Origin of the sequence: Paenibacillus sp. (genome assembly GCF_035645235.1) — a bacterium.
Lineage (GTDB): Bacteria > Bacillota > Bacilli > Paenibacillales > YIM-B00363 > Paenibacillus_AE.
The window spans coordinates 43,683-63,877 of record NZ_DASQMZ010000145.1 but is presented as its reverse complement, the minus strand read 5'-3'; the positions used below and the strand labels follow the sequence as shown (position 1 = coordinate 63,877).

Genomic DNA, 20,195 nt, shown 5'->3' with positions numbered 1-20,195 from the left:
CGGGCTGCGCCGACGGTAGACGCCATAGCAACGCCTCCTTTCCTTCATATAAAATAGCTTATGTGCATCCCCCGCAGCCCGGCATAGGCCTTCGCCCTGACGTTCTTCGGAAAATGTCCCGCGGACGCGACAAAGCCGATCCGCCTGCGGATCGGCTTCGCTTCCGTATAAAAATCGAGCCTTAGCGATTCTTCCGCAGCGTCGCCGGCAGCTCTAAAACGCCGCGAGGAACCGCAAAAAGGCGGAATCCCCTTGACTGAAGGGAATTCCGCCTTTCTCTTGGTATGGACTCTAGGGGGATCGAACCCCTGACCTCGTCGCTGCCAGCGACGCGCTCTCCCAGCTGAGCTAAGAGCCCGGGATGACAACAAGCAACATAGTACCACGGTCTAGCGGCTGTGTCAATGCGGCTTGTTTAGCAGGGTGGACAATTCCTTCATAAACATATCGATATCCTTGAATTGGCGGTACACGGAGGCGAATCGGACGTAGGCGACCTCGTCCACCTGATGCAGCTGCGCCATCAGCAGCTCCCCGATATCGCGGCTTTCGATTTCGGTATTCGCCGTCTGGCGAAGCTCCCGCTCCACCTCGTCGACGATCGATTCGAGCCGCTCGACCGACACCGGCCGCTTCTCGCAAGCGCGAATCAGCCCGCGGAGCAGCTTGTCCCGGTTAAATTCCTCCCGGCTGCCGTCCTTCTTCACGACCATAAGGGGCGTCTCCTCCACCGTCTCGAACGTCGTGAAGCGCCGCGTGCACTTCTCGCATTCCCGGCGGCGCCGGATCGACTTGTTCTCGTTCACCGGGCGGGAGTCGAGCACTTTCGTATGCTGATAATCGCAATAGGGACATTTCATAATACGAATCCCCTTTCGTCGACAGGCTATGACATTCATTTTACCATACAATCCCTGATTTGATCTTTCTGCAACCGCACATAATACTATCACCAACGACGAGGAGGTGAAAACACATGGGTACAGGTTCTTCCAGCAGCAACGACTTGGTTGTCCCTCAAGCGAACCAAGCTTTGGAACAGCTGAAGTACGAAGTAGCTCAGGAGCTGGGCATTCAAATCCCGAATGACGGCTACTATGGTCACATGGCTACTCGCGACACAGGGGCGATCGGTGGTCACATCACTCGCCGCCTGGTGCAAATCGCCGAGCAGCAACTCGCCGGCCAATTCAAGTAATCTTAGCTTCATCAGCATCGAAGGACTGCGCGATTCGTCGCGCAGTCCTTTTCCTTTTCAGGGCGACGACGGCCGCGTCAATTCGGGATACATCTGCTCGTACTTCAAATAATAATAATAAATACGGCTTACATAATGCCGGGTCTCCCCGAAAGGGATGCGTCCCGCCGCAGCCAGCGTTCCGTCCCACGCGACTTCCGACAGCCAGCGTTCGACGTTGCCCGGACCGGCGTTATAGGCCGCCGCGATCCTCGCGATCTCGTCTTCCTTCGCGAGCCCCGGCGTCGCGAACTGCTCCCGGAGCGATCGGACGTACCAAGTCCCGTAACGAATGTTTTGCTCCGCCTCGGTCAGCCGCGCCAGCGCATCCGGGCCGTCGCCCTCCCGCTTCGCGATCCACTCCGCCGTCGGCGGCATGAGCTGCATCAGCCCGACCGCCCCTTTCGGAGAACGCTTGTCCGGCCGAAAATCGCTTTCGACCCGGATGATGGCCGCGATCAAGTACGGATCGACCTGATGCGCATTCGCCTGCTCCACGATCGCGGTCTCGTACCGTATCGGGTACATCAGCTTGCCGAGCAGCGCCCGGTCGAAATATAACAACAACAGGATCGCGAGCAGCAGGCAAACATAGAGCCGCTTCCGACGATACCATTCCCTGGACGCGTTCATGCCGAGGAGCCTCTCCTCGCCATATACGCTTCCACTTGGCGCTCCGTCTCCGCCAGATCCCCGCTGTTGTCGATGACGACGTCCGCGAGCTCCCGCTTCTTCTCGATCGACAGCTGCGCGTCGATACGCCGCTCCGCTTCCTCGAGAGATAAGCCGTCCCGCCGCATTAACCGCTCCAACTGTACGCGGCGCGGCACGTAGACGACCAAGATGTCTTCGAACGCATACCGCTTGTCCAGCCCGGATTCGTACATGAGCGGGATATCCACGACGACGAGCCGTTCGGGCTCCGTCCTGTTCCACGCGAGCATCTGCCGCGCGATTTCCTCGCGAATGCGCGGATGGAGGATACCCTCCAGCCGCTTGCGCGACGCTTCGTCCGCGAACACGACGGCGCCGAGCCGTTTGCGGTCGAGCGTGCCGTCCTCCGCGAACACCTCGGCGCCGAACGCCGCGCGAACCTCGGCCAGCGCCGGCTGCCCGGGCCGCACGACGTCGCGGGCGATGAGATCCGCGTCTACGATAGCCGCGCCGCGCGCCGCGAGCATCCGAGAGACGGTGGATTTGCCGCAGGCGATGCCGCCCGTAAGTCCCACATTCAATCGAATGTCTCCTCTACAACAATTTTAACAATCCCATCACGATCAGGATGCAGCCGGGAAGCACGGTCAGCTTGCCGATCCAGCGCCAGCCGGCGAACAAGAAGCCGAGCTTGACGCCGGCCGCGATGCAAAGCCCGCTCGCCGCGCCGATCAGCAGCGACGTCGCGACGGGCGGGAACCCGATCAACGCCGCGCCGATGCCCGCGCCGAGGCTGTCGAGCGACAACGCCAAGCCGAGAAGCACCGCCTCCGAGGCGGAGATGACGCCCGATCGATCCATATCGGCCATGGCCGGCGTCCGCCAGATGCGGATAATGAGGCCCAGCTGCCGAATTTCCCATTGGAGCAGCGTCTGTTCGCCCGGCTCCGCGGGAGCCGCAGGCTCCGGATCCCGCTCCTCCGCCCGGCGCCGGGACGACGTCATCTGCGCGATCGCCCAGATGCCGATGCCGATCAGGATGCCGGCGCCGATCCATTGCGCCGCCCGCTCCGGCAGCCATTGCACGATGACGCCGCCCACCGCCATCGAGCCGAACAGCACGAAGGCCGAGCATAACGAGACGATCGCGACGGACGCGATCGGTATGCGAATTTTCCGAATGCCGTACATCATGCCGGCGCTTAAGCCGTCCAGACTAACGGCCAGCGCGAGCGCCAGCATTGACCACAGACCCACCACGTTCGATCCCTCCCGAAGGCACCCGCCTATAAGCTAGATACCTTCACTATATGGAGGGACGCCCTTAGGTGTGCTTCCGGGCGCCGCGTCGGCCGCCGGCCTTGCGCGGCTGACAGACGGGACAAATATGCGTGCCCCGGCCGCCGACGACGAATTTTACGATCTCGCCGCCGCAGCCGGCCGCGCACGCTTCGCCCTGCCGGCCGTAGGCGCGAAGCCGAAACTGGTATGCGCCCTGCTCGCCTTGGCCGTTCACGTACGACTTGACGGACGAGCCTCCGGCCTCCACCGCCTCCGACAGCGTCCGGCGGATCGCCTCGTGGAGCCGCGCCAGCTCGCCGCGCGTCAGCGAATCCGCCGGCCGCTCGGGATGAATGCCGGCGGCATGCAGCGCTTCGTCGACGTAAATATTGCCGATGCCGACGACGCATTCCTGGTTTAAGAGAAGCGGCTTGATTTTCGTCTTGCGCCCCTCGAGCACCGCGCGGAACGCGGGCAGCGTGAACGCGTCGTCCAGCGGCTCGAGGCCGAGCTTCCGCAACGGTTCGGCGCGGTCCAGCTCGTCCGAGCGATAGATGTCCATCGTCCCGAATTGCCGCACGTCCCGATAGCGAAGCTCGGTGCCGTCCGTAAAGCAGAACACGACATGCGTATGGTTCTCGAGCTCGGCGCCCGCGTCATAGAGGCCGTATCGGCCTTCCATGCGCAGGTGCGAGACGAGCTGCAGCTCTTCTAAGTCGAAGATTAAAAACTTTCCGCGACGTCCGACCGAACGGATCGTCGCCCCTTCCAGCGCTCTCGCGAACGCCTCGGGCTCCGCGGGACGCCGGACGATGCGGGGAAGCCGCACGTCGACGCCGCGGATCGTCTTGCCCGCCACGAGCCGTTGAAGCGTGCTTCGGACGGTTTCTACCTCGGGCAGTTCCGGCATGCTAATCACCTCTACTCCCGATCATACCGCAAACCGGAGCGCGAAGCTTTATTTCGCTTCGTACCAATTGCTTCCTTCGCTGACGTCCACCTTGAGCGGCACGTCGAGCTGCATCGCCGACTCCATCGTCTCGCGCACCATGGCGCGCATCGTCTCGAGCTCCTCCGGCGGCACCTCGAACACCAATTCGTCATGCACCTGCAGCAGCATGCGGCTCCGTACGCCCGCCTCACGCATCCGCTCGTCGAGGCGCACCATCGCCAGCTTGATTATATCCGCGGCGGTGCCTTGGATCGGCGTATTCATCGCCGTCCGCTCCGCGAACGAACGCAGGTTGAAATTCGAGGCGTGAATTTCCGGCAAGTACCGGCGCCGGTTCAGCAGCGTCGTCACGTAGCCGTCTTTGCGGGCCTGCTTCTTGATGTCTTCCATGAATCGCCGCACGCCGCTGAAGACGTCCAAATACTGCTCGATGAACCGCCCCGCTTCCTTGCGGTTGATCCCGAGGTTGTTCGACAGGCCGAAGTCGCTGATCCCGTAGACGATGCCGAAGTTGACGGCTTTCGCCTGCCGGCGCATATTCGCGTCGACCGCGTCGGCGCTCACGCCGAACACGTCCATCGCCGTCTTCGTATGAATGTCCATATCGTTCACGAACGCTTCCTTCATCCGTTCGTCGCCGGAAATATGCGCCAGCACGCGAAGCTCGATTTGGGAGTAGTCCGCCGCCAGAATGCGCCAGCCCGGTTCGGAGGGAACGAACATTTTCCGAAGCTTGCGCCCTTCCTCGGTTCGAATCGGGATGTTCTGCAGGTTCGGATATTGGCTGCTCAGCCGGCCCGTCGCAGCGATCGTCTGCTGGAAGTAGGTGTGAATCTTGCCCGTCTCGGCGCGCACCTCCTTCTGCAAGCCCTCGACGTACGTCGATTGGAGCTTGGACAGCATCCGATATTGCAGCAGGTTGCCGACGATCTCGTGATAAGGCGCCAGCTTCTCCAGCACCTCGGCATCGGTCGAATAGCCTGTTTTCGTCTTCTTCACCGGGGGCAAACCGAGTTTTTCGAAAAGGATTTCCCCCAGCTGCTTCGTCGAGTTCAGGTTGAATGCTTCGCCCGCCTGTTCGTAAATCGCCGCCACGAGCTTCTCGAGCGTCTCGGACAGCTCGACGCCGTAGCGCTTCAGCTCCTCGACGTCCACCTTCACCCCGCGCATTTCCATGCGCGCCAGCACGCCGGACAGCGGTTGCTCCAGCTCGTAAAGCAGCTTCTCCATGTCGTATTCGGCCAGCTTCGCCCGCTGCTTCTCGGCGAGCTCCGCTACGGCGCGCGCCTTGCGGGCCAGCTGCTCCGCCAGCGCCTTCGCGTCGGGTAGCTTGAATTTCGCGCCTTTGCCGTACGCGGCGTCGTCGGAGGGCAGGCCGCCGGCCCCGTATTTCGAGACGAGCTCGGAGAGCGCATGGCTCGATTCCGTCGGATCGAGCAAATACGCCGCCAGAATCGTGTCGAACTCGACGCCCCGCAGCTCGACGCCGCGCCAGCCGAGTGCCAGCGCCGTCTTATGCGAGTCGTGCGTCGTCTTGCGCGCGTTCGCGTCCGCGAGCCACGCCCGAATCGGCGCCCCGGCCTCCGACGCGACGAACGTCCAGTCCGCGAAGTAGACGCGCTCCTCGTCCGCGTAGACGGCTAATCCGACGACGTCCGCCTCGTGCGGATTGTCGCCGATCGCCTCGATGTACAGCCCTCTCGCATCGGGCAGCGCCTCCGTCATTGCGGCGATGGTTCCCTCGTCGACAGTCGTGACGCGGATGTCGGCATTCGCCCTGCCGCCCGCGGCCGCGCCGCCCATGCCGAGCCGCTCGAGCAGCGACTTGAACTCGAGCCGTCGGAACATCTCGGCCGTCCCTTCCGGATCGTAGCCCTCGAACGACAGCTCGTCCCATGCCGCGTCGAACGGCACGTCGCGGAAAATCGTCGCGATCTCCTTGCTCATCCTCGCGCTGTCCGCATGCTGGCGGATCGTCTCTTGCAGCTTCCCTTTGATTTCGTCGACGTGCTCGAGCACGCCTTCGACGGAGCCGAATTGGTAAAGCAGCTTCAGCGCCGTCTTCTCGCCGACGCCGGGCACTCCCGGAATGTTGTCGCTCGCGTCGCCCATCAGACCTTTGAGGTCAATGATTTGCTGCGGCGTGAGTTGATATTTTTCATGGATGTAGGCCGGATCGTACAGCTCCGTCTCGCTAATGCCCTTGCGCGTCAGCGCGATGCGCACCCGGTCGGAGGCGAGCTGCAGCATGTCCTTGTCGCCCGAGACGACGATCGTCTCGATGCCTTGCTCGTCCGCCCGCTTCGTAAGCGTGCCGATAATGTCGTCGGCTTCGTAGCCCTCTATTTCGAACTGGCGGATCTTCATCGCCGCGAGCAGCTCTTTCAGCAGCGGGAATTGCTCCGACAGCTCCGACGGCGTCTTCGCGCGGCCGCCCTTGTAATCGCCGTACTCCTCGTGCCGGAACGTCCGCTTGCCGGCGTCGAACGCGACGAGCAGATGCGTCGGCTTCTCCTCTTCGATGAGGCGCAGCAGCATCGTAGTAAAGCCGTATACCGCATTCGTATGTTGCCCCGCGCCGTTCGTGAGCGGGGGCAGCGCGTAAAACGCCCGGTTAATAATGCTGTTGCCGTCGATCAAAATACACTTCGCCACGGGAAAACACCTCAATGTTTTCGAAACTGCCTTCATCATAGCATAGGGCTTCGGGCGTTGCATAATTTTAGAAACAAGGGAAGGGGTGGATCGTTCATGGTGCCGGTGCGAAGCGACGAGCCTTGGCGTTCGGCCGCCGTCGTATGCTTCGATGTAAGCGAGACGCTCGTGGCTTGGGAGGCGGCGTACGAGGCTGCGCTTCGAGAAGCGATGCGGGAATGGGTCGCTCGTTTGAGCGAAGGAGGGGAGACGCTGACCGATGCGGCCATGCGCGAATATCGAAAGCAGCGAAAGCTGGGCCGCTCGAAGGCGGACAGCGTGCGTCGCGCCGTCGTCGTCCTGCAAGGCGTACCCGACGATCGGACGGCGCGGGCGCTGCGATCGGCCGCGAAGCGGCAGCAGCCGCGGCGGGCAGCGTTCGTGCCTGGCGCGGAGGAGACGCTGCGGGCGTTGTCCTCGCGCAAGCGCCTAGCCATCGTAACGAATTTGGAGCCCGCGATCGCGAAGGAGCTTTGGGTGCGCCTCCGCCTGCATCGCTTCGTTCAGGAGAAAGACGTTTTCGCCTCGGCGTTCGGCCTGCGCAAGCCCGAACCTCGGCTGTTTCGCGGCGTCGCCGCGCGGCTCGGGGTGCCCTGCGGGCGGTGCGTCATGGTCGGAGATTCGTACCGGCGCGATATCGCCGGCGCGGCGCTCGCGGGCTGGAGCGCGGTATGGATCGGGCGGAACGCGCGGCGCGCGGCGTCCCCGCGCTCGGCGCTCGGGCGCCGGATGCGCCTCGTGCCCTCGATCTCGGAGCTGCCTAAGCTGTTCCGGCATCCATAGCCGCCGAAGGGAGCGACGACGTCGCCACGGCGTTGCCGAGCTTCGCCTTCGCGATGCGCTTGCAGCCCGCGGCCGCCTGCGAGATCGCCTCCGCCGACGTCAGCCGCGGATCGAGCACGCGCACGAGCGAGACCGAAATCGACAAGCCGTCGACGCGATGCTTGTTGCCGTGCCGATCCTCGACGAGCCCAAGCTTCGCCTGCCCCTCTTGCAGAGCGGCGACGCCTGCTTGGAACCGACGGACGATTTCGTCGGCCAAGACGTCCGGCGCGCCAGAAGATGTCAGCACGATGAAGTCGTCCCCGCCGATATGCCCCACGAAGTCGAGCGGATGGCCGCAGACGGCGACCGAACGGCGAATCGCGTCGGCCGTATGCTGAATCGCCTCGTCGCCGCGTTGGAATCCGTACTGATCGTTAAACCATTTGAAGAAATCCAAATCGATGTATAAGACCGAAAACGGAATGCCCTCGACGATGCGCCGCTGGAGCTCTCTGCCGATCCGCTCGTTGCCGGGCAGCCCCGTCAGCGGGTTCGCCACCCGGGCGTGCTCCATTCGGATCGTCGTCATGTGCTCCAGGATATCCTTGACGGTCGCGGCTCCGACGAGCTCCCCGTTGTCCGTGACGATGACGAGGTCGTACAGCTTGTCCGCTTCCCGCATCGTCGCGAGCGAGGACACCGTCTCCAGCGGCATGCCCGCATCGACGGCAAGCGGCCGATCGTCCGCGACGAAGGTGACCGGCTTGTTCCAAAACAGCGAGATGCCGTACTGGACCGCCAGCTTGCGGAACAGCTCCTCCTTCATCAGCAGGGCGGTCGGACGGCCCCCGTCGATGACGACCGCGCCGAACTGGTCCGGATGGTCCCGGAAAAACATGGCGGCATCGGACACGGTGCTCGTCGTCGCGAACGACTTTACCGGCTTCGCGATATCGCCGATCGTCAGCAGCGACGTCGGCCCGGACAAGCCGCTCATCGCGGAGACGATCGTCGCCGCCGCCGCCGGTTCCACGGGGAGCAGTTTCCGGGCAGGGCGTCCGAGGAAGAAGCCTTGCGCGTAATGCACGCCGAGACGGATGAGCTTCTCCAGCTCCTCGGCCTCCTCGATGCCTTCCGCGATCACCTTGATGTCGAGTCGTTTCGCGAACGTGACGAACGTCTCCAATATGTATTCTTTCACCTTATCGCGATGGAGTCCGGTCACGAGCGACCGGTCCACTTTAATATAATCGGGCTGAATTTCGGCGATCGCCTGCAGCGAAGAGTAGCCGGCGCCGGCATCGTCGATCGCGATCCGATAGCCTTGGCTGCGGTAATGATCGATTACCTTCTTCGCCGTCGAGAAGTCCTCGATCGAGCTGCGCTCGGTAATTTCGAACACGACGTTGCGCGGCGACAGCCCGCGCTCTTCGAGCAGCGCCAGCGTCTGCCCCGCCGAAAACTCCGGATCGTGCAAAATTTGCGCCGGGATGTTCAGGAAGATGCGCTGATGGCGCCCGAGTCCTTCGATGCCGCGAATGGCTTGCTCGCGCGTCAGCTTATCGAACGCGTACAGCTTGTCCGCCTGCTCCGCCAGCTGGAACAGCCGCAGCGGCGAACGCAGCGGCGAACCCTCGGGGCCGCGCGTCAACGCTTCGTAGCCGAAGATCGCGCCGCTCTCGAGCGAGACGATCGGCTGATACACCGGCGTCACCTGCCGACCCGCCAGGATCGAATGGAACTCCTGCATATGCTGCGCCAGCTCGGGGTTCGCCGACCGCTCCTTCGCGTGGCGTATCGCGCGCTTCATAGCCGTGTACAGGACCGTCTCCAGCTCGCGCTCCTGGGACTCCTGCAGCAGCGCGCAGCCGAAGGCGAGCGAGAGGTCGAAGTCGGGCGCCGCGTCGCGCAGCGCCTGCTCCAGCCGCTCCCGCAAATCTTCGGCCTTGCGCTCGAGGACGATGTACGCTTGCTCCGGCAACAGCGTACCCAACGACACGTACAGAAAGAAATCGTCCCCGACCATCTTCTGCTCGAACGCTTCCGGGTAAAACGCCCGAAGCTCGTCGATCGCCGTACGGCCGGAAAGCAGCAGTGCCTCCACGCGGGAGCGGCCGAAGCGTTCCTCCAGCGACTCCAGCGCCGCGATGTCGAAATAAATGAGGCCGACCGCGCCTTGCGCCAATCTCGAAGAGATCGTCTGCAGCAATCGGACCTGCAAGGAGGTGATTTGAATCAAGGCAGTCCACTCCCCGGACGTGACGTTACTGGTTCAAATCCGGCCGCTTGCCCATGACGAGATAGACGACGCTCTCTCCGATGTTGGTCGCGTGATCGGCCATCCGCTCGAGATACCGGCTCACGAAGCAGAGCAGGATCGATTGGTTGACGGTCTTCGGATTTTCCACCATAAAGACGAACAGCTCCCGAAGGATCTGGCTATGCAGGTGATCTACGTCGTCGTCCATCTTCGCCATCTTGTATGCGAGGTCGACGTTCTCTTCCGTATATGCGCGCAAGCTGTCGTTCGTCATCATCTGTACGATTTCCGCCATTCGCGGAATATCGACGAGGGGCTTCACGAGCGGTTCGCCGTTGATGCGGCGAACGACCTTGGCGATATCGACCGCGAGATCGCCCATGCGCTCCAGGTCGCTCGCCATGCGGAACGACACGAGGATGCGGCGCAGGTCCTTCGCCACGGGCTGCTGCAGCGCGATCAGGTTCGTCCCCATCTCGATGATTTTCTCTTCCATCTCGTTGAGCTCGGGGTCTTTGCGAATGACCTCTTCCGCCTTTTCCATATCGTTATTCTTTAGCGCCGCGACGGAATCGATGATGGCGGACTCCACCCGCTCGCCCATGCCGATCAGCGCTTTGCGAAGCTCCTGTAGCGAAGCGTCGAATTGTTGTCGATGCAATGCCATGTCCCATACCCCTTGTCGTTCGAAAATGGTGTGCCGCTGCCGCCTTACCCGAACCGTCCGCTGATGTAATCTTCCGTCCGCTGATCGCGCGGATTCGAAAACAGCTTGACCGTCTCGTTAAATTCCACGACTTCGCCGTTCAGGAAGAACGCCGTATCGTTGGATACGCGCGCCGCCTGCTGCATATTGTGCGTGACGATAATAATCGTATACTGGTTCTTCAGTTCTTGGATCAACTCTTCGATCTTCAAGGTCGAGATCGGATCGAGCGCCGAAGTCGGTTCGTCCATCAGCAAAATTTCCGGACCGACGGCAAGCGCCCGCGCGATGCAAAGCCGTTGCTGCTGGCCCCCGGACAAGCCGTAAGCGCTCTTCTTTAGATCCGCCTTGACCTCGTCCCACAGCGCCGCGCCGCGAAGGCTCTTCTCGACGATGTCGTCGAGCTCCGACTTCTTGGTTACGCCGTGGATGCGCGGACCGTAGGCGACGTTGTCGTAAATCGATTTCGGGAACGGATTCGGCTGCTGAAACACCATGCCGATCTTCTTGCGCAGCAGCTCGACGTTCACCGAAGGGTGGTAGATGTCCGTGCCGTCGATCTCGAGCAGCCCCGTAATGCGGACGCCTTTGATCATATCGTTCATCCGATTGAGCGTGCGAAGAAGCGTCGACTTGCCGCAGCCCGACGGTCCGATATACGCCGTTACGGATTTCGGCTTGATTTGCATCTCGACCGACTTCAGCGCATGAAAATTCGTGTAATACAAGTTTAAGTCCGAGATACGGACGATCGCGTTATCGCTCATTCCGGGTTCCTCCCATGCTCATGCCTTACAGTCTCTTCTGAAATTTGTTTCGCAATATAATCGCGGCCGCGTTCATCCCGAGCAGGATAATCAGCAGCACGAGGATCGCAGCCGCGGAGATGTTCTGGAACGCGGCTTGCGGCTGGCTCGACCAGGTGTAAATCTGAATCGGCAGCACCGTGAACTGCGACAGCAGGTGCTCCGGCGGACGCACGATGAACGCGGCGGCGCCGACGACGATGAGCGGCGCCGTCTCGCCGATCGCGCGGGAAAGCGATAAGATCGAGCCCGTCAGAATGCCGGGCATCGCGGACGGAAGCACGACGCGGACGATCGTCTGCCATCGATTCGCGCCGAGCGCGAAGGACGCGTGCCGGAGGCTGCCCGGCACCGCCTTGATCGCCTCTTGCGCGGCGACGATAATGACGGGCAGCACGAGCAGCGTCATCGTCAGCGCACCGGAGAGAATGCTCTGACCGAACGCGAACACCCGCACGAAAATGGTCAACCCGAGAATGCCGTACACGATCGAAGGAACGCCGGCCAAATTCGAAATATTCGTCTGGATCAGACGGGACAGCTTCGTATCCTTGGCGTATTCTTCTAAGTAAATCGCGCTGCCGACGCCGATGATGAACGTCAGCGGCGCGGTAATCGCCATAAGCCATAACGTTCCGATCAAGGCGGTATAGATGCCGGATCGCTCGGGACGACGCGACGAGTTGTTCGTCAGGAAGTCCCAGTTCAACCAGCCCAATCCTTGCGATAACACCTGATATAAAAGCATGACGAGCGCTACGACCCCGATTAAGGTGGAGGCGAGGAATAATCCGTGAAAGACGGCGTTCTTCCGCTTCCTCGCGGCGATGCGCAAATCTTCCTTACTACGCGCCATCTTAATACTCCTCCCTGAATTTTCTCGAGATGTAGCCCGCCAAAATATTCATAAGCAAGGTAATGACGAATAACACGAAGCCGACCGAATACATCGTTAAGTATTGGGCGCTTCCGAACGTCGTATCGCCGCTGGCGACGGATACGATATAAGCGGTAAGCGTCTGAACGCTCTGCAATGGATTGATCGACATGCTCGGCAGGGCGCCTGCGGCGAGCGTAACGATCATCGTCTCTCCGACCGCGCGGGACAAGCCGAGCACGAACGAGGCGACGATGCCGGAGAAGGCGGCGGGAACGACGACCTGAAGCGCGACCTCGAGCTTCGTGGCGCCGAGCGCGTAAGCCGCGTTGCGCAGGCTGTTCGGCACCGCGCTCATCGCGTCCTCGCTCAGCGACGAAATCATCGGAATGATCATAATGCCGACGACGATGCCTGCGCTCAGCGCGTTGAACACCTTCGTCTGCGGCAGGATCGCCTGGATGAGAGGCGTGACGAACGTCAGCGCGAAGAAGCCGTATACGATAGTAGGAATGCCCGCCAATATTTCCAGCACGGGCTTGAGAAACGCCCGCACCCGCGCAGGCGCATACTCGCTAAGGTAAATGGCGCTTCCGAGGCCGAGCGGAAGCGCGACGACGCTGGCGATGACCGTAATCAGCATCGTCCCGACCACAAGCGGCAGTACGCCGTAGTGCGGATCGGAGAACAACGGCGTCCACTTCGTACCTGTGATGAACTCCAAGAACGGCACCTGGGCGAAAAATTTGAACGATTCCTCGACCAGCACGAACACGATGCCGACCGTCGTCAAAACCGAAATCGCCGCAATGAGGAGCAACACCTTGGGCATGATCGAATCCGAAGAAAACGGGCTTCTCCGACCGGTAATGGAGGACTTCCTGTTTGTATTTTCCATATCTGGCTCCTAACATGAATTCATTCCGATAAGTCGATAACCGTGGCGACACATGGGGGCCATGTATCGCCACGGTTTTTCAACCTCGAACATTATAGCAAATCATGCGTAATTAATGGTAGGTAAATTACTGCGGAAGGAGGGCGAGGTTTTTCTCGCGCGTCGCTGCGTCCAGCGGCACGTAGCCGACTTCGCCGGCCAACGCCGAACCTTCTTCGCTCATGTAATACTTAACGAACTCTTGCACTTCCGGGCGCTCCAATGCGCTCTTCAGCGGGTACATATAGATGAAGCGCGACAGCGGCTTGTAAGAGAAGTCGCCGATCGTCTCGAGCGAAGGAAGAACCGCAGGGGATGCGTCGTCCACTTTCACCGCGACTGCCTTCAACTTGTCTTGGTTCTCTTCGTAGTATGCGAAACCGAAGTAGCTCATTGCATATTTGTCGCCTGCGACGCCTTGCACCAATACGTTGTCGTCTTCGGACGCCGTTACGTCTTCGCGAGCGACTTTCGCTTCGCCGTTGATCGCTTCCGTGAAATATTCGAACGTACCGGATGCCGCTCCAGGAGCGAACAGCGTGATCGGCTCGTTCGGCCAGCCTTCGCGTACGTCGGCCCACGTCTTCACCGTGCTGCCCTTTTCCCAAATCTTCTTTAGCTCTGCGACCGTCATTTCCGTCGCCCAATCGTTCTCCGGATGGATAACGACCGTGATGCCGTCGTACGCGACCGGCATCTCGACGACGTCGTCGCCGTTGCCTTTGATCGTTTCGACTTCGCTGTCTTTAATCGTACGGGATGCGTTCGCGATGTCCGCCTCGCCGTTGATGATCGCCTTGATGCCGTTCGAGGACCCGGACAGACCTACCGTTACGTTGACGCCGCCGTGGATGTTCATGAACTCTTCGGCCACCGCTTGCGCGATCGGATATACCGTCGAGGAACCGTCGAGCTTAATGTCGCCGCTGATGTCGGCTTTCGGTTCTTCTTTCGGCGCTTCCGCTTCGGGCTGAGCCGCCGGCGTTTCTGCCGGAGCCGCGGAACCTTGCGTTGCGTCCCCGTTGCCTGCATTGTTATTTCCGCAAGCCGCTGCCACGAATACGAACGCGGCCGCCAGAAGCAACATCCAACTCTTACGCAACAAACCTTTCGACACCAAGACCACTCCTTGAAAAAGTTTATGTGTTTGACTTCCTGAAACTAATAATAGACCCCCAATGTTAACGACGTTCTGCAGTTTTGTTAAACGATTGTAAAATCGAGACGGGCTCCGGCCCGTTTTCCAACCATTTTCCGATGACGTTCGACTCCTTTTGACATTGCGTTAACAATTCGCAAATCTTCCTCTAATATGCGCGCGATACAATGATCGCTAGCAGAGAACGCTTGGAGGAGGAACATTCGTTGAAGACCTTGTTGCATTATGTATCGCGTATCCTGCCCCGTTTCGGACGTATAGCCTACAGCCTAAGTTGGAAGCTAACGTTAGGGTTCGCACTTGTCCTCGTAATATTCACCGCCGTTTCCGGTTTCACCGTCCTGCGGCTGGACGAGCTCGAACGCAAAGACGAAGAGCTTCGCGCGCTCGGCGAACGCCAGCAGACCGCGCTGGAATTGAAAGAAATCGTACAAGAGATGGATGCGTCGGCCGCAGGTTACTTGCTGTCGGGCAAACCCGAACTCGCCGAGCGATTCATGGCATCCGTCGAACCGTTCTATGCGCGCGCGGAAGCGGTCGGCTCGTCGGCTGGGACGCGCGACCAACGCAATTGGCGGGCGCGCCTGACGATGGTGTCGAAGGAGTTCGTCGGCAATTTCGAGCGGGCGGTCGATCAGCTGGACGATCCCGCGCTCGACGACGAACGGAGGCGGAGCCTTAGCGCAGCTTCCTATAATGCTTCCCAACTGCATAAGCAAACGATGTTCGAACTGGTCGAGTCGTTCTATGACGACTATACCGCCGCGGAAGCGTCGGCCCGCTCGGAATACAGCGCGCTGATCGCCGGCACGAGCGCCGTCGCCGTCTGGGCGAACGTCCTCGCCGTCGTCCTCGCCGTCTTCCTCGCGTCGGTCGTCGTCCGGTCGCTGACCGGCGGCGTGCGGCAACTGCGCCGCGGCATCGAGCGCGTGCGGGGCGGCGATCTGTCGCAGCGGATCGCGTCGACGGCGAAGGACGAGCTCGGGACGCTCAGCGAAGGCTTCGACGAAAGCGTAGGAGCCGTGCGCGCGATGCTGTCCCGCTCGAAGGGGATCGCCGAACGGCTTCAGGAGCACAGCCGCCACTTCAGCGCCTTCGCCTCCTCCACGAAGGATACGAACGCCTCCATCGTCCGGGCGATGGAGGAAATCGCCGCCGGCACGTCCCGCCAAGCGGAGCAGTCGGACGCGAGCGTGCGAACGATCGAGGAGCTGGCGGCGCGCATGGACGCCATCTTAGCCTCCGCCGAGCTGCTGCTCGAGACGAGCTTCGGCGCCAAGCGATCGGCGCAGCACGGTTCCGCGGCCGTGCGGGCGCTGAACGACAGCTCCGAGCGCACCGGCAACGCGCTGCGCACGATGTCCGACGCGCTGCATCGGCTCGAAGGACGTTCTGCGGAGATCGGCAAGATGACGAACGCGATCCACCAAATTTCGCAGCAGACGAACATCCTTGCGTTGAACGCCTCCATCGAAGCGGCGCGGGCCGGCGAGCACGGGAAGGGCTTCTCGGTCATCGCGGAAGAGGTGCGCCTGCTTTCGCTGCAGGCGACCGAGGCGTCCCGGGAAATCGATCGGATCTTGCGGTTGCTTCGCACAGGCGTTCAAGAGTCCGCGTCGACGCTCGCGTCGACGGCGGACAGCTTCTCCGAGCAACAGCTGAAGGTATCGGAAGCCGGCGACGTCTTCCTCTCGCTCGTCGGATTGATCGACGCGTTCGACGAGGAAATTCGCCGCATCGGGGAACGCGTGAACGATGCGAAGCGAAAGCAAGCGGAGCTCGTGGACGCCGTGCATATCGTGTCCACCGTCGCGCAGCAGGCGGCGGCCGGCGTAGAGGAGACGGTCGCCGCGGCGACGACGCAGGACGAGGCGATCGGGCAGATCGCGGTCGAGTCGCAGGAAATCAACGTCTTGGCGGAGTCCTTGTTCGGAGAGATCGATAAATTTAAAATGTAGCCACGCCCCCATTTCCTCCGGAATGGGGGTTTGTTTCATGGCGCGGAAATTGTCAGAAATCGTTAGGCGCTGCGGCGAGTAGAAAGCATCGATTTCGCAAAAAACAAGAAGGCACAGATGCATTCAAATTCTACAGAGGGAGCGATCACTTGCGATGAGAAAGCTATGCAGCCTTGCGTTGACGGCCGTCTTGGCGTGCGGCATGGCGGTACCGGCGTATGCCGCGAATGGCGACAACGGAGCCGGGGCCGGCGCGAACGGCCTGACGACGCAGCGCACCGCCGGCACGAACACCGCCACGAACAACATGGGTCAAACGCCGGGCGCCAAGGGAACCGGGACGAACGCTTCGACGATGCAGCGCACGAACGGCGTAGGCCATACGGCGAACGCGCGCGGAGCGAACACCGGATTCGGCTTGGACGGCTTCCGGATGAACAACGCGACGCGGGCGACGAACGCGCCGACGACGGCCGACGACGGCGTCGACTGGGGCTGGCTCGGTCTCGCCGGCTTGCTCGGACTTGCCGGTCTGCGCGGCCGCGAGAAGTCGAAATAAGCTTCCCGCCCGCCGGACAACGCGAAAACAGGCTGCCGCTCTCCTCGCCGGAGACGCCGCAGCCTGTTTTTCTTACTCCCTATGGCTTCAACGTGGCGCCGGGGATCGACTGCGCGCTTTGCTTGTATCGCGTATCGGTCCCCGGCAGCCCGACGTCGAGCCGGACCGCCCGAATCCAGCCGCCGAGATACGCGTCTCCCGCTTCCTCGGAGCTCCGCAGGCTTGCTTTGCGCTCCAGTTCGCGCAGGTGCTCGATTTGCAGGTCGAGACGGGACAGCTGAATTTCCAGCAGCTCCGGGATCGACTCGCGCTTCGCGTGCTCCCCTACGAGCCTGCGAACATGCGGATGGCAGAGTACGCCGCGATTGCGGTAGCGCTCCCGAAACTCCTCGTCCCCTTCGAAATATTCCGCGATCGCCTCGACGTACCGCCGCTCGCACGTTTCGGTCGCGACGCAGATCGGGCAGCGCTCCTCGGAGGCGAAGCTCCCCAGGTACTGCGCCGTCTCTTCCGCGACCCGCTCCCGTCCGCCGCGCTTCGCCGTCAGCAGCGCGCGCAGCCGATGAAGCGGCTCTTTCCCCTGCGCCGGCGCTTCGACGCCCGGCTTTCGGCTTTGCAAATACCGCTCCAGCGACGCGCGGTGCCGCTCCATCAACGCCCGATAAAACGCGGACTGCGACGCAGGGTCGCCCGCCTCCTTCACGCGCCACGCATGCGCGTTGCAATACCCTTTGGCCCGCACGTACGACTCCACCAGCTGTCCGTCTCCCGCGCCTTCCCGCAGCAGCACCTTAATAAACCGATCGATCCGTTGGTCCACCAGATGGCATACGGGGCATTGATCGTGCGTAAGCGCCTCTAGCATATCGTGATACAAAATGTATTTATCCATGGAAGCTCCTCCGTCTGCGTAACCGTTTCGCGTTGCGGCTATTGTCCCCGCAGGAGCAAATTACCATACCCAAGGCAGGAACATTCTTTATATAATGCCTACAGACGAAGGAGGAGATTTCGATTCGAAGCAAGAGGCTGATCTTATCGACGTTGACCCTCGCCGCCGCGATGTGCTCGACGGCGTTCCCGGCGGGCGCCGCGGACACGCAGGCGGTGCTGCTAGACGGGGAGCGGCAATCGGTCGCTGCCTTCAACCGGGACGGACGGTTGTATGTGCCCGCCGTCTTCCTTCGCGAAGCCGGCGCGTCGGTCGGTTGGAACGAGGCTGCGCAAGCGGTGGTCCTACATAGGGGTTCGACGAGCGTATCGCTCACGGCGGCGTCCGGCGTCATCCATAAACCCGAGGGCTCGTACGTCCCGCTTCGGCGGACGGCGGAGTCGCTCGGCATGCGCGTATCCTACGACGCCGCGACGCACTCGGCGGTGATCGTCGCCGGCGGAACGAGCGGCACGGCCGGCGCCGCGGCGGACGCGGAAGACCTGCGCTGGCTCGAGCGCATTACGGAAGCCGAGTCCGGCGGAGAGCCGTACGAAGGGAAAGTCGCGGTCGCGGCATCGATCCTGAACCGGGTCGACCATGCGGATTGGCCGAACACGATCCAAGGCGTCATTTTCCAAATCGTCGAAGTGCAAGGCGTAAAGTACTATCAATACTCGCCCGTATTGGACGGCCGCATCTACGAGGCCGAGCCGAGCGAGGAGACGAAGCGCGCGGTGCGGGCGGCGCTGGACGGCGACGATCCGACCGGCGGGGCCACCGTGTTTTACAACCCCGACAAGACCGACAACGTCTGGGTGCGGGAGCGGCCGGTCAGCACGACGATCGGCGGTCACGTGTTCGCGTATTAACCTCTTTCCTTTCCCGGCAAAACAGACGGCGCCGCCTTCCCGAAACAACGGGGAGGCGAGCGCCGTCTTTGTTTACCTCTATAGGGAACCCGAAGGTTCCCTTGCGTTCCATCAGCTTTGTACGGCGGCGCCGACCCCGGGCTCGACCGGGACGTTCCCGCCGGATGCGGCGCGCTCGGCCCGCAGCAGCATCTTCCGCCCGCGCCAGCGCAGGAGCGACCAGAAGCCCCGGACGTATTCGTCGCAAATCATGCAGACGTAAATCGCCGTTACCCCCCAACCGAGGGCGATGCCGAAATAATACGAGCAAATCGTGGCGATCAGCGACATCGAGACGATGGACGTGTACATGATGAACCGCGTATCCCCGACCGCGTTCAGCGCGTTGCCGATTGCCATGTTCAGCATCTTGGCCGGCTGCAGCAGCAAGTTCAGCGCAAGCAAACCGACGCCCATCCGCAGGATGTCGGCATCCTCGGTGAACAAGCCGAGCGCCCGCTCGCCGACCGCCACCAGCAGCAGCGCGTTCGCCATGACGAGCACGAGTCCGATCCCGAGCGCCCGGTAAGCGCTCCGGTAAGCGGCCTTCGTCTCGCCCGCGCCGAATTGATGCGCGATCTGAATTTGCACCGCCAGCGCCACCGACCAACCGATCAAGAAGCAGAACGACTCCATCGTATTCATATACGTCCGCGCGGCCAGCTCCTTCGCGCCGAGCGTCGCGATGAAGGAATAGATAAGCATCTGCGATACGACCCAGCTCGCCGTGTTCATGCCGAGCGGCCAGCCGATGCGCAGCACCTCCCCGAACAGGCGTCGATCGAAGAGAAAGAACTCCCGCCACTGCATGCGCCGTTCGAACGCGTTCGCGAACATAACGAACAGGAAGACGACGGCGACCGCCTTCGAAACCGTCGTCGAAATCGCGACGCCCGTGAGGCCCCATGCGGGAAAGCCGAAAGCGCCGTAAATGAATGCATAGTTTAAGACAACGTGCAGCAGGTTCATGCCGACGGCGACGATCATCGGCCCCTTCGTATTGCCCGTGCTGCGGATGACGGTGCTCATGGCGATCATCGCGGCGGTAAACAGCATCCCCCCGCCGGCGATCGCGACGTACGGCTCCGCCAGGGCGTTCAGCGTCTCCGGCAGCTGCAGCGCCCCCGCGATCTCCAGCGGGAAGGTGTAGAGCGCAGCTCCGATGAGGACCCCGACCGCTAGGGTCGCGGTGAACGACAGGATCCCGATGCGCCGCGCCTCCTCCGGCTTGCGGGCGCCGATGCGCTGGGCCACTAGAATGCCCGCGCCGCTCGTGACGACGAGAAACAACGTCATGAGCGCTTGAAACAAATGGTTCGAAAACCCGACGACCGCCACCGCGTCGTCGGATATCGTACTGACCATCAGCGTATCCGCCGTGCCTAACAAAAACTGCAGGAACAACTCGATAAAAACCGGCCAAGCGAGCGCCCATAACGTAAATTTCTTCGCGTGCGACGTGCTCATGCTGCTGCTTCCCTCTCCATCCGGCGTATCCTCTATATGAA

19 protein-coding genes and 1 tRNA gene are annotated in these 20,195 nt (G+C 61.7%); 5 read left to right on the top strand and 15 right to left on the bottom strand.

What is annotated here, in order from left to right:
• Positions 1 to 285: 285 nt before the first annotated feature.
• Both VEZ38_RS14645 and nrdR read right to left on the bottom strand, forming a co-directional pair.
• A tRNA-Ala gene (locus tag VEZ38_RS14645) sits at positions 286 to 358 on the bottom strand.
• A gap of 43 nt (positions 359 to 401) precedes the next feature.
• Positions 402 to 860, bottom strand: coding sequence for a transcriptional regulator NrdR (gene nrdR, locus VEZ38_RS14640; protein WP_324894655.1), 459 nt, complete (start codon positions 858 to 860; stop codon positions 402 to 404).
• Between the two features lie 116 nt (positions 861 to 976).
• Here nrdR and VEZ38_RS14635 point away from each other — a divergent pair, with 116 nt between their 5' ends.
• The gene (locus VEZ38_RS14635; RefSeq protein WP_324894653.1) at positions 977 to 1,198 is read left to right on the top strand and encodes an alpha/beta-type small acid-soluble spore protein; all 222 of its coding nucleotides are present in this window, start codon (positions 977 to 979) and stop codon (positions 1,196 to 1,198) included.
• 57 nt (positions 1,199 to 1,255) lie between these two features.
• Here the strand turns inward: VEZ38_RS14635 and VEZ38_RS14630 are convergent, their stop codons facing one another.
• The 5 genes from VEZ38_RS14630 to polA all read right to left on the bottom strand — a co-directional run bounded on the left by VEZ38_RS14630 (position 1,256) and on the right by polA (position 6,779).
• Positions 1,256 to 1,870 carry a lytic transglycosylase domain-containing protein gene (locus tag VEZ38_RS14630; RefSeq protein ID WP_324894651.1) on the bottom strand — a complete coding sequence of 205 codons (615 nt, stop codon included), beginning with the start codon at positions 1,868 to 1,870 and terminating at the stop codon, positions 1,256 to 1,258.
• Positions 1,867 to 2,472, bottom strand: a complete 606-nt coding sequence (gene coaE, locus VEZ38_RS14625; protein ID WP_324894649.1) for a dephospho-CoA kinase — start codon at positions 2,470 to 2,472, stop codon at positions 1,867 to 1,869. The genes VEZ38_RS14630 and coaE overlap by 4 nt, the downstream gene beginning before the upstream one ends.
• 13 nt (positions 2,473 to 2,485) lie before the next feature.
• Positions 2,486 to 3,148, bottom strand: coding sequence for a sporulation membrane protein YtaF (gene ytaF, locus VEZ38_RS14620; RefSeq protein ID WP_324894647.1), 663 nt, complete (start codon positions 3,146 to 3,148; stop codon positions 2,486 to 2,488).
• 67 nt (positions 3,149 to 3,215) lie between these two features.
• Complete coding sequence (mutM, locus tag VEZ38_RS14615) at positions 3,216 to 4,082, bottom strand: DNA-formamidopyrimidine glycosylase (protein ID WP_324894645.1); 867 nt, start codon at positions 4,080 to 4,082, stop codon at positions 3,216 to 3,218.
• Between the two features lie 48 nt (positions 4,083 to 4,130).
• Complete coding sequence (polA, locus tag VEZ38_RS14610) at positions 4,131 to 6,779, bottom strand: DNA polymerase I (RefSeq protein WP_324894643.1); 2,649 nt, start codon at positions 6,777 to 6,779, stop codon at positions 4,131 to 4,133.
• Between the two features lie 96 nt (positions 6,780 to 6,875).
• Between polA and VEZ38_RS14605 the strand changes: the two genes are divergently transcribed.
• Positions 6,876 to 7,601, top strand: coding sequence for an HAD family hydrolase (locus VEZ38_RS14605; protein WP_324894641.1), 726 nt, complete (start codon positions 6,876 to 6,878; stop codon positions 7,599 to 7,601).
• Here the strand turns inward: VEZ38_RS14605 and VEZ38_RS14600 are convergent.
• From VEZ38_RS14600 to VEZ38_RS14575, 6 genes are all read right to left on the bottom strand, one after another.
• Entirely contained in the window at positions 7,579 to 9,822 is a 2,244-nt protein-coding gene (locus VEZ38_RS14600) for a GGDEF domain-containing protein (protein ID WP_324894639.1), read from the bottom strand. The two genes, VEZ38_RS14605 and VEZ38_RS14600, sit on opposite strands and share 23 nt — an antisense overlap.
• 25 nt (positions 9,823 to 9,847) lie before the next feature.
• Positions 9,848 to 10,510: a phosphate signaling complex protein PhoU gene (gene phoU / locus VEZ38_RS14595; RefSeq protein WP_324894637.1), complete on the bottom strand. Its 663-nt coding sequence runs from the start codon at positions 10,508 to 10,510 to the stop codon at positions 9,848 to 9,850.
• Positions 10,511 to 10,554: 44 nt separating this feature from the next.
• Complete coding sequence (gene pstB / locus VEZ38_RS14590; protein WP_324894635.1) at positions 10,555 to 11,316, bottom strand: phosphate ABC transporter ATP-binding protein PstB; 762 nt, start codon at positions 11,314 to 11,316, stop codon at positions 10,555 to 10,557.
• A gap of 25 nt (positions 11,317 to 11,341) precedes the next feature.
• A complete protein-coding gene (gene pstA, locus VEZ38_RS14585) occupies positions 11,342 to 12,211 on the bottom strand; it encodes a phosphate ABC transporter permease PstA (protein ID WP_324894633.1) in 870 nt (289 codons plus the stop codon).
• 1 nt (position 12,212) lies between these two features.
• Positions 12,213 to 13,130 (bottom strand): phosphate ABC transporter permease subunit PstC, encoded by a 918-nt coding sequence (gene pstC / locus VEZ38_RS14580; protein ID WP_324894631.1) that lies wholly within the window; start codon positions 13,128 to 13,130, stop codon positions 12,213 to 12,215.
• 127 nt (positions 13,131 to 13,257) lie between these two features.
• Positions 13,258 to 14,286, bottom strand: a complete 1,029-nt coding sequence (locus VEZ38_RS14575) for a PstS family phosphate ABC transporter substrate-binding protein (RefSeq protein ID WP_324894629.1) — start codon at positions 14,284 to 14,286, stop codon at positions 13,258 to 13,260.
• 248 nt (positions 14,287 to 14,534) lie between these two features.
• Here VEZ38_RS14575 and VEZ38_RS14570 point away from each other — a divergent pair, with 248 nt between their 5' ends.
• On the top strand, positions 14,535 to 16,286 hold the full coding sequence (locus tag VEZ38_RS14570; protein ID WP_324894627.1) for a methyl-accepting chemotaxis protein: 1,752 nt from the start codon (positions 14,535 to 14,537) through the stop codon (positions 16,284 to 16,286).
• A gap of 154 nt (positions 16,287 to 16,440) precedes the next feature.
• Positions 16,441 to 16,845, top strand: coding sequence for a WGxxGxxG family protein (locus tag VEZ38_RS14565; protein WP_324894625.1), 405 nt, complete (start codon positions 16,441 to 16,443; stop codon positions 16,843 to 16,845).
• 79 nt (positions 16,846 to 16,924) lie between these two features.
• Here the strand turns inward: VEZ38_RS14565 and VEZ38_RS14560 are convergent, their stop codons facing one another.
• Positions 16,925 to 17,737: a DUF6062 family protein gene (locus tag VEZ38_RS14560; protein WP_324894623.1), complete on the bottom strand. Its 813-nt coding sequence runs from the start codon at positions 17,735 to 17,737 to the stop codon at positions 16,925 to 16,927.
• A 152-nt stretch (positions 17,738 to 17,889) separates the two neighbouring features.
• Here VEZ38_RS14560 and VEZ38_RS14555 point away from each other — a divergent pair, with 152 nt between their 5' ends.
• Positions 17,890 to 18,648 carry a cell wall hydrolase gene (locus VEZ38_RS14555; protein WP_324894621.1) on the top strand — a complete coding sequence of 253 codons (759 nt, stop codon included), beginning with the start codon at positions 17,890 to 17,892 and terminating at the stop codon, positions 18,646 to 18,648.
• Positions 18,649 to 18,759: 111 nt separating this feature from the next.
• On the opposite strand, the gene VEZ38_RS14550 is transcribed toward VEZ38_RS14555, so the two are convergent.
• The gene (locus tag VEZ38_RS14550) at positions 18,760 to 20,154 is read right to left on the bottom strand and encodes an MATE family efflux transporter (protein ID WP_324894619.1); all 1,395 of its coding nucleotides are present in this window, start codon (positions 20,152 to 20,154) and stop codon (positions 18,760 to 18,762) included.
• Positions 20,155 to 20,195 lie beyond the last annotated feature (41 nt).

What these genes read in the sequence shown, in the direction of transcription:
- VEZ38_RS14630 (WP_324894651.1), bottom strand. Translation starts at nt 1,870, where the DNA reads ATGAACGCGTCCAGGGAATGGTATCGTCGGAAGCGGCTCTATGTTTGC.
- VEZ38_RS14565 (WP_324894625.1), top strand. Translation starts at nt 16,441, where the DNA reads ATGAGAAAGCTATGCAGCCTTGCGTTGACGGCCGTCTTGGCGTGCGGC.
- nrdR (WP_324894655.1), bottom strand. Translation starts at nt 860, where the DNA reads ATGAAATGTCCCTATTGCGATTATCAGCATACGAAAGTGCTCGACTCC.
- pstA (WP_324894633.1), bottom strand. Translation starts at nt 12,211, where the DNA reads ATGGCGCGTAGTAAGGAAGATTTGCGCATCGCCGCGAGGAAGCGGAAG.
- pstB (WP_324894635.1), bottom strand. Translation starts at nt 11,316, where the DNA reads ATGAGCGATAACGCGATCGTCCGTATCTCGGACTTAAACTTGTATTAC.
- VEZ38_RS14635 (WP_324894653.1), top strand. Translation starts at nt 977, where the DNA reads ATGGGTACAGGTTCTTCCAGCAGCAACGACTTGGTTGTCCCTCAAGCG.
- VEZ38_RS14560 (WP_324894623.1), bottom strand. Translation starts at nt 17,737, where the DNA reads ATGGATAAATACATTTTGTATCACGATATGCTAGAGGCGCTTACGCAC.
- pstC (WP_324894631.1), bottom strand. Translation starts at nt 13,130, where the DNA reads ATGGAAAATACAAACAGGAAGTCCTCCATTACCGGTCGGAGAAGCCCG.
- phoU (WP_324894637.1), bottom strand. Translation starts at nt 10,510, where the DNA reads ATGGCATTGCATCGACAACAATTCGACGCTTCGCTACAGGAGCTTCGC.
- VEZ38_RS14605 (WP_324894641.1), top strand. Translation starts at nt 6,876, where the DNA reads ATGGTGCCGGTGCGAAGCGACGAGCCTTGGCGTTCGGCCGCCGTCGTA.
- mutM (WP_324894645.1), bottom strand. Translation starts at nt 4,082, where the DNA reads ATGCCGGAACTGCCCGAGGTAGAAACCGTCCGAAGCACGCTTCAACGG.
- VEZ38_RS14550 (WP_324894619.1), bottom strand. Translation starts at nt 20,154, where the DNA reads ATGAGCACGTCGCACGCGAAGAAATTTACGTTATGGGCGCTCGCTTGG.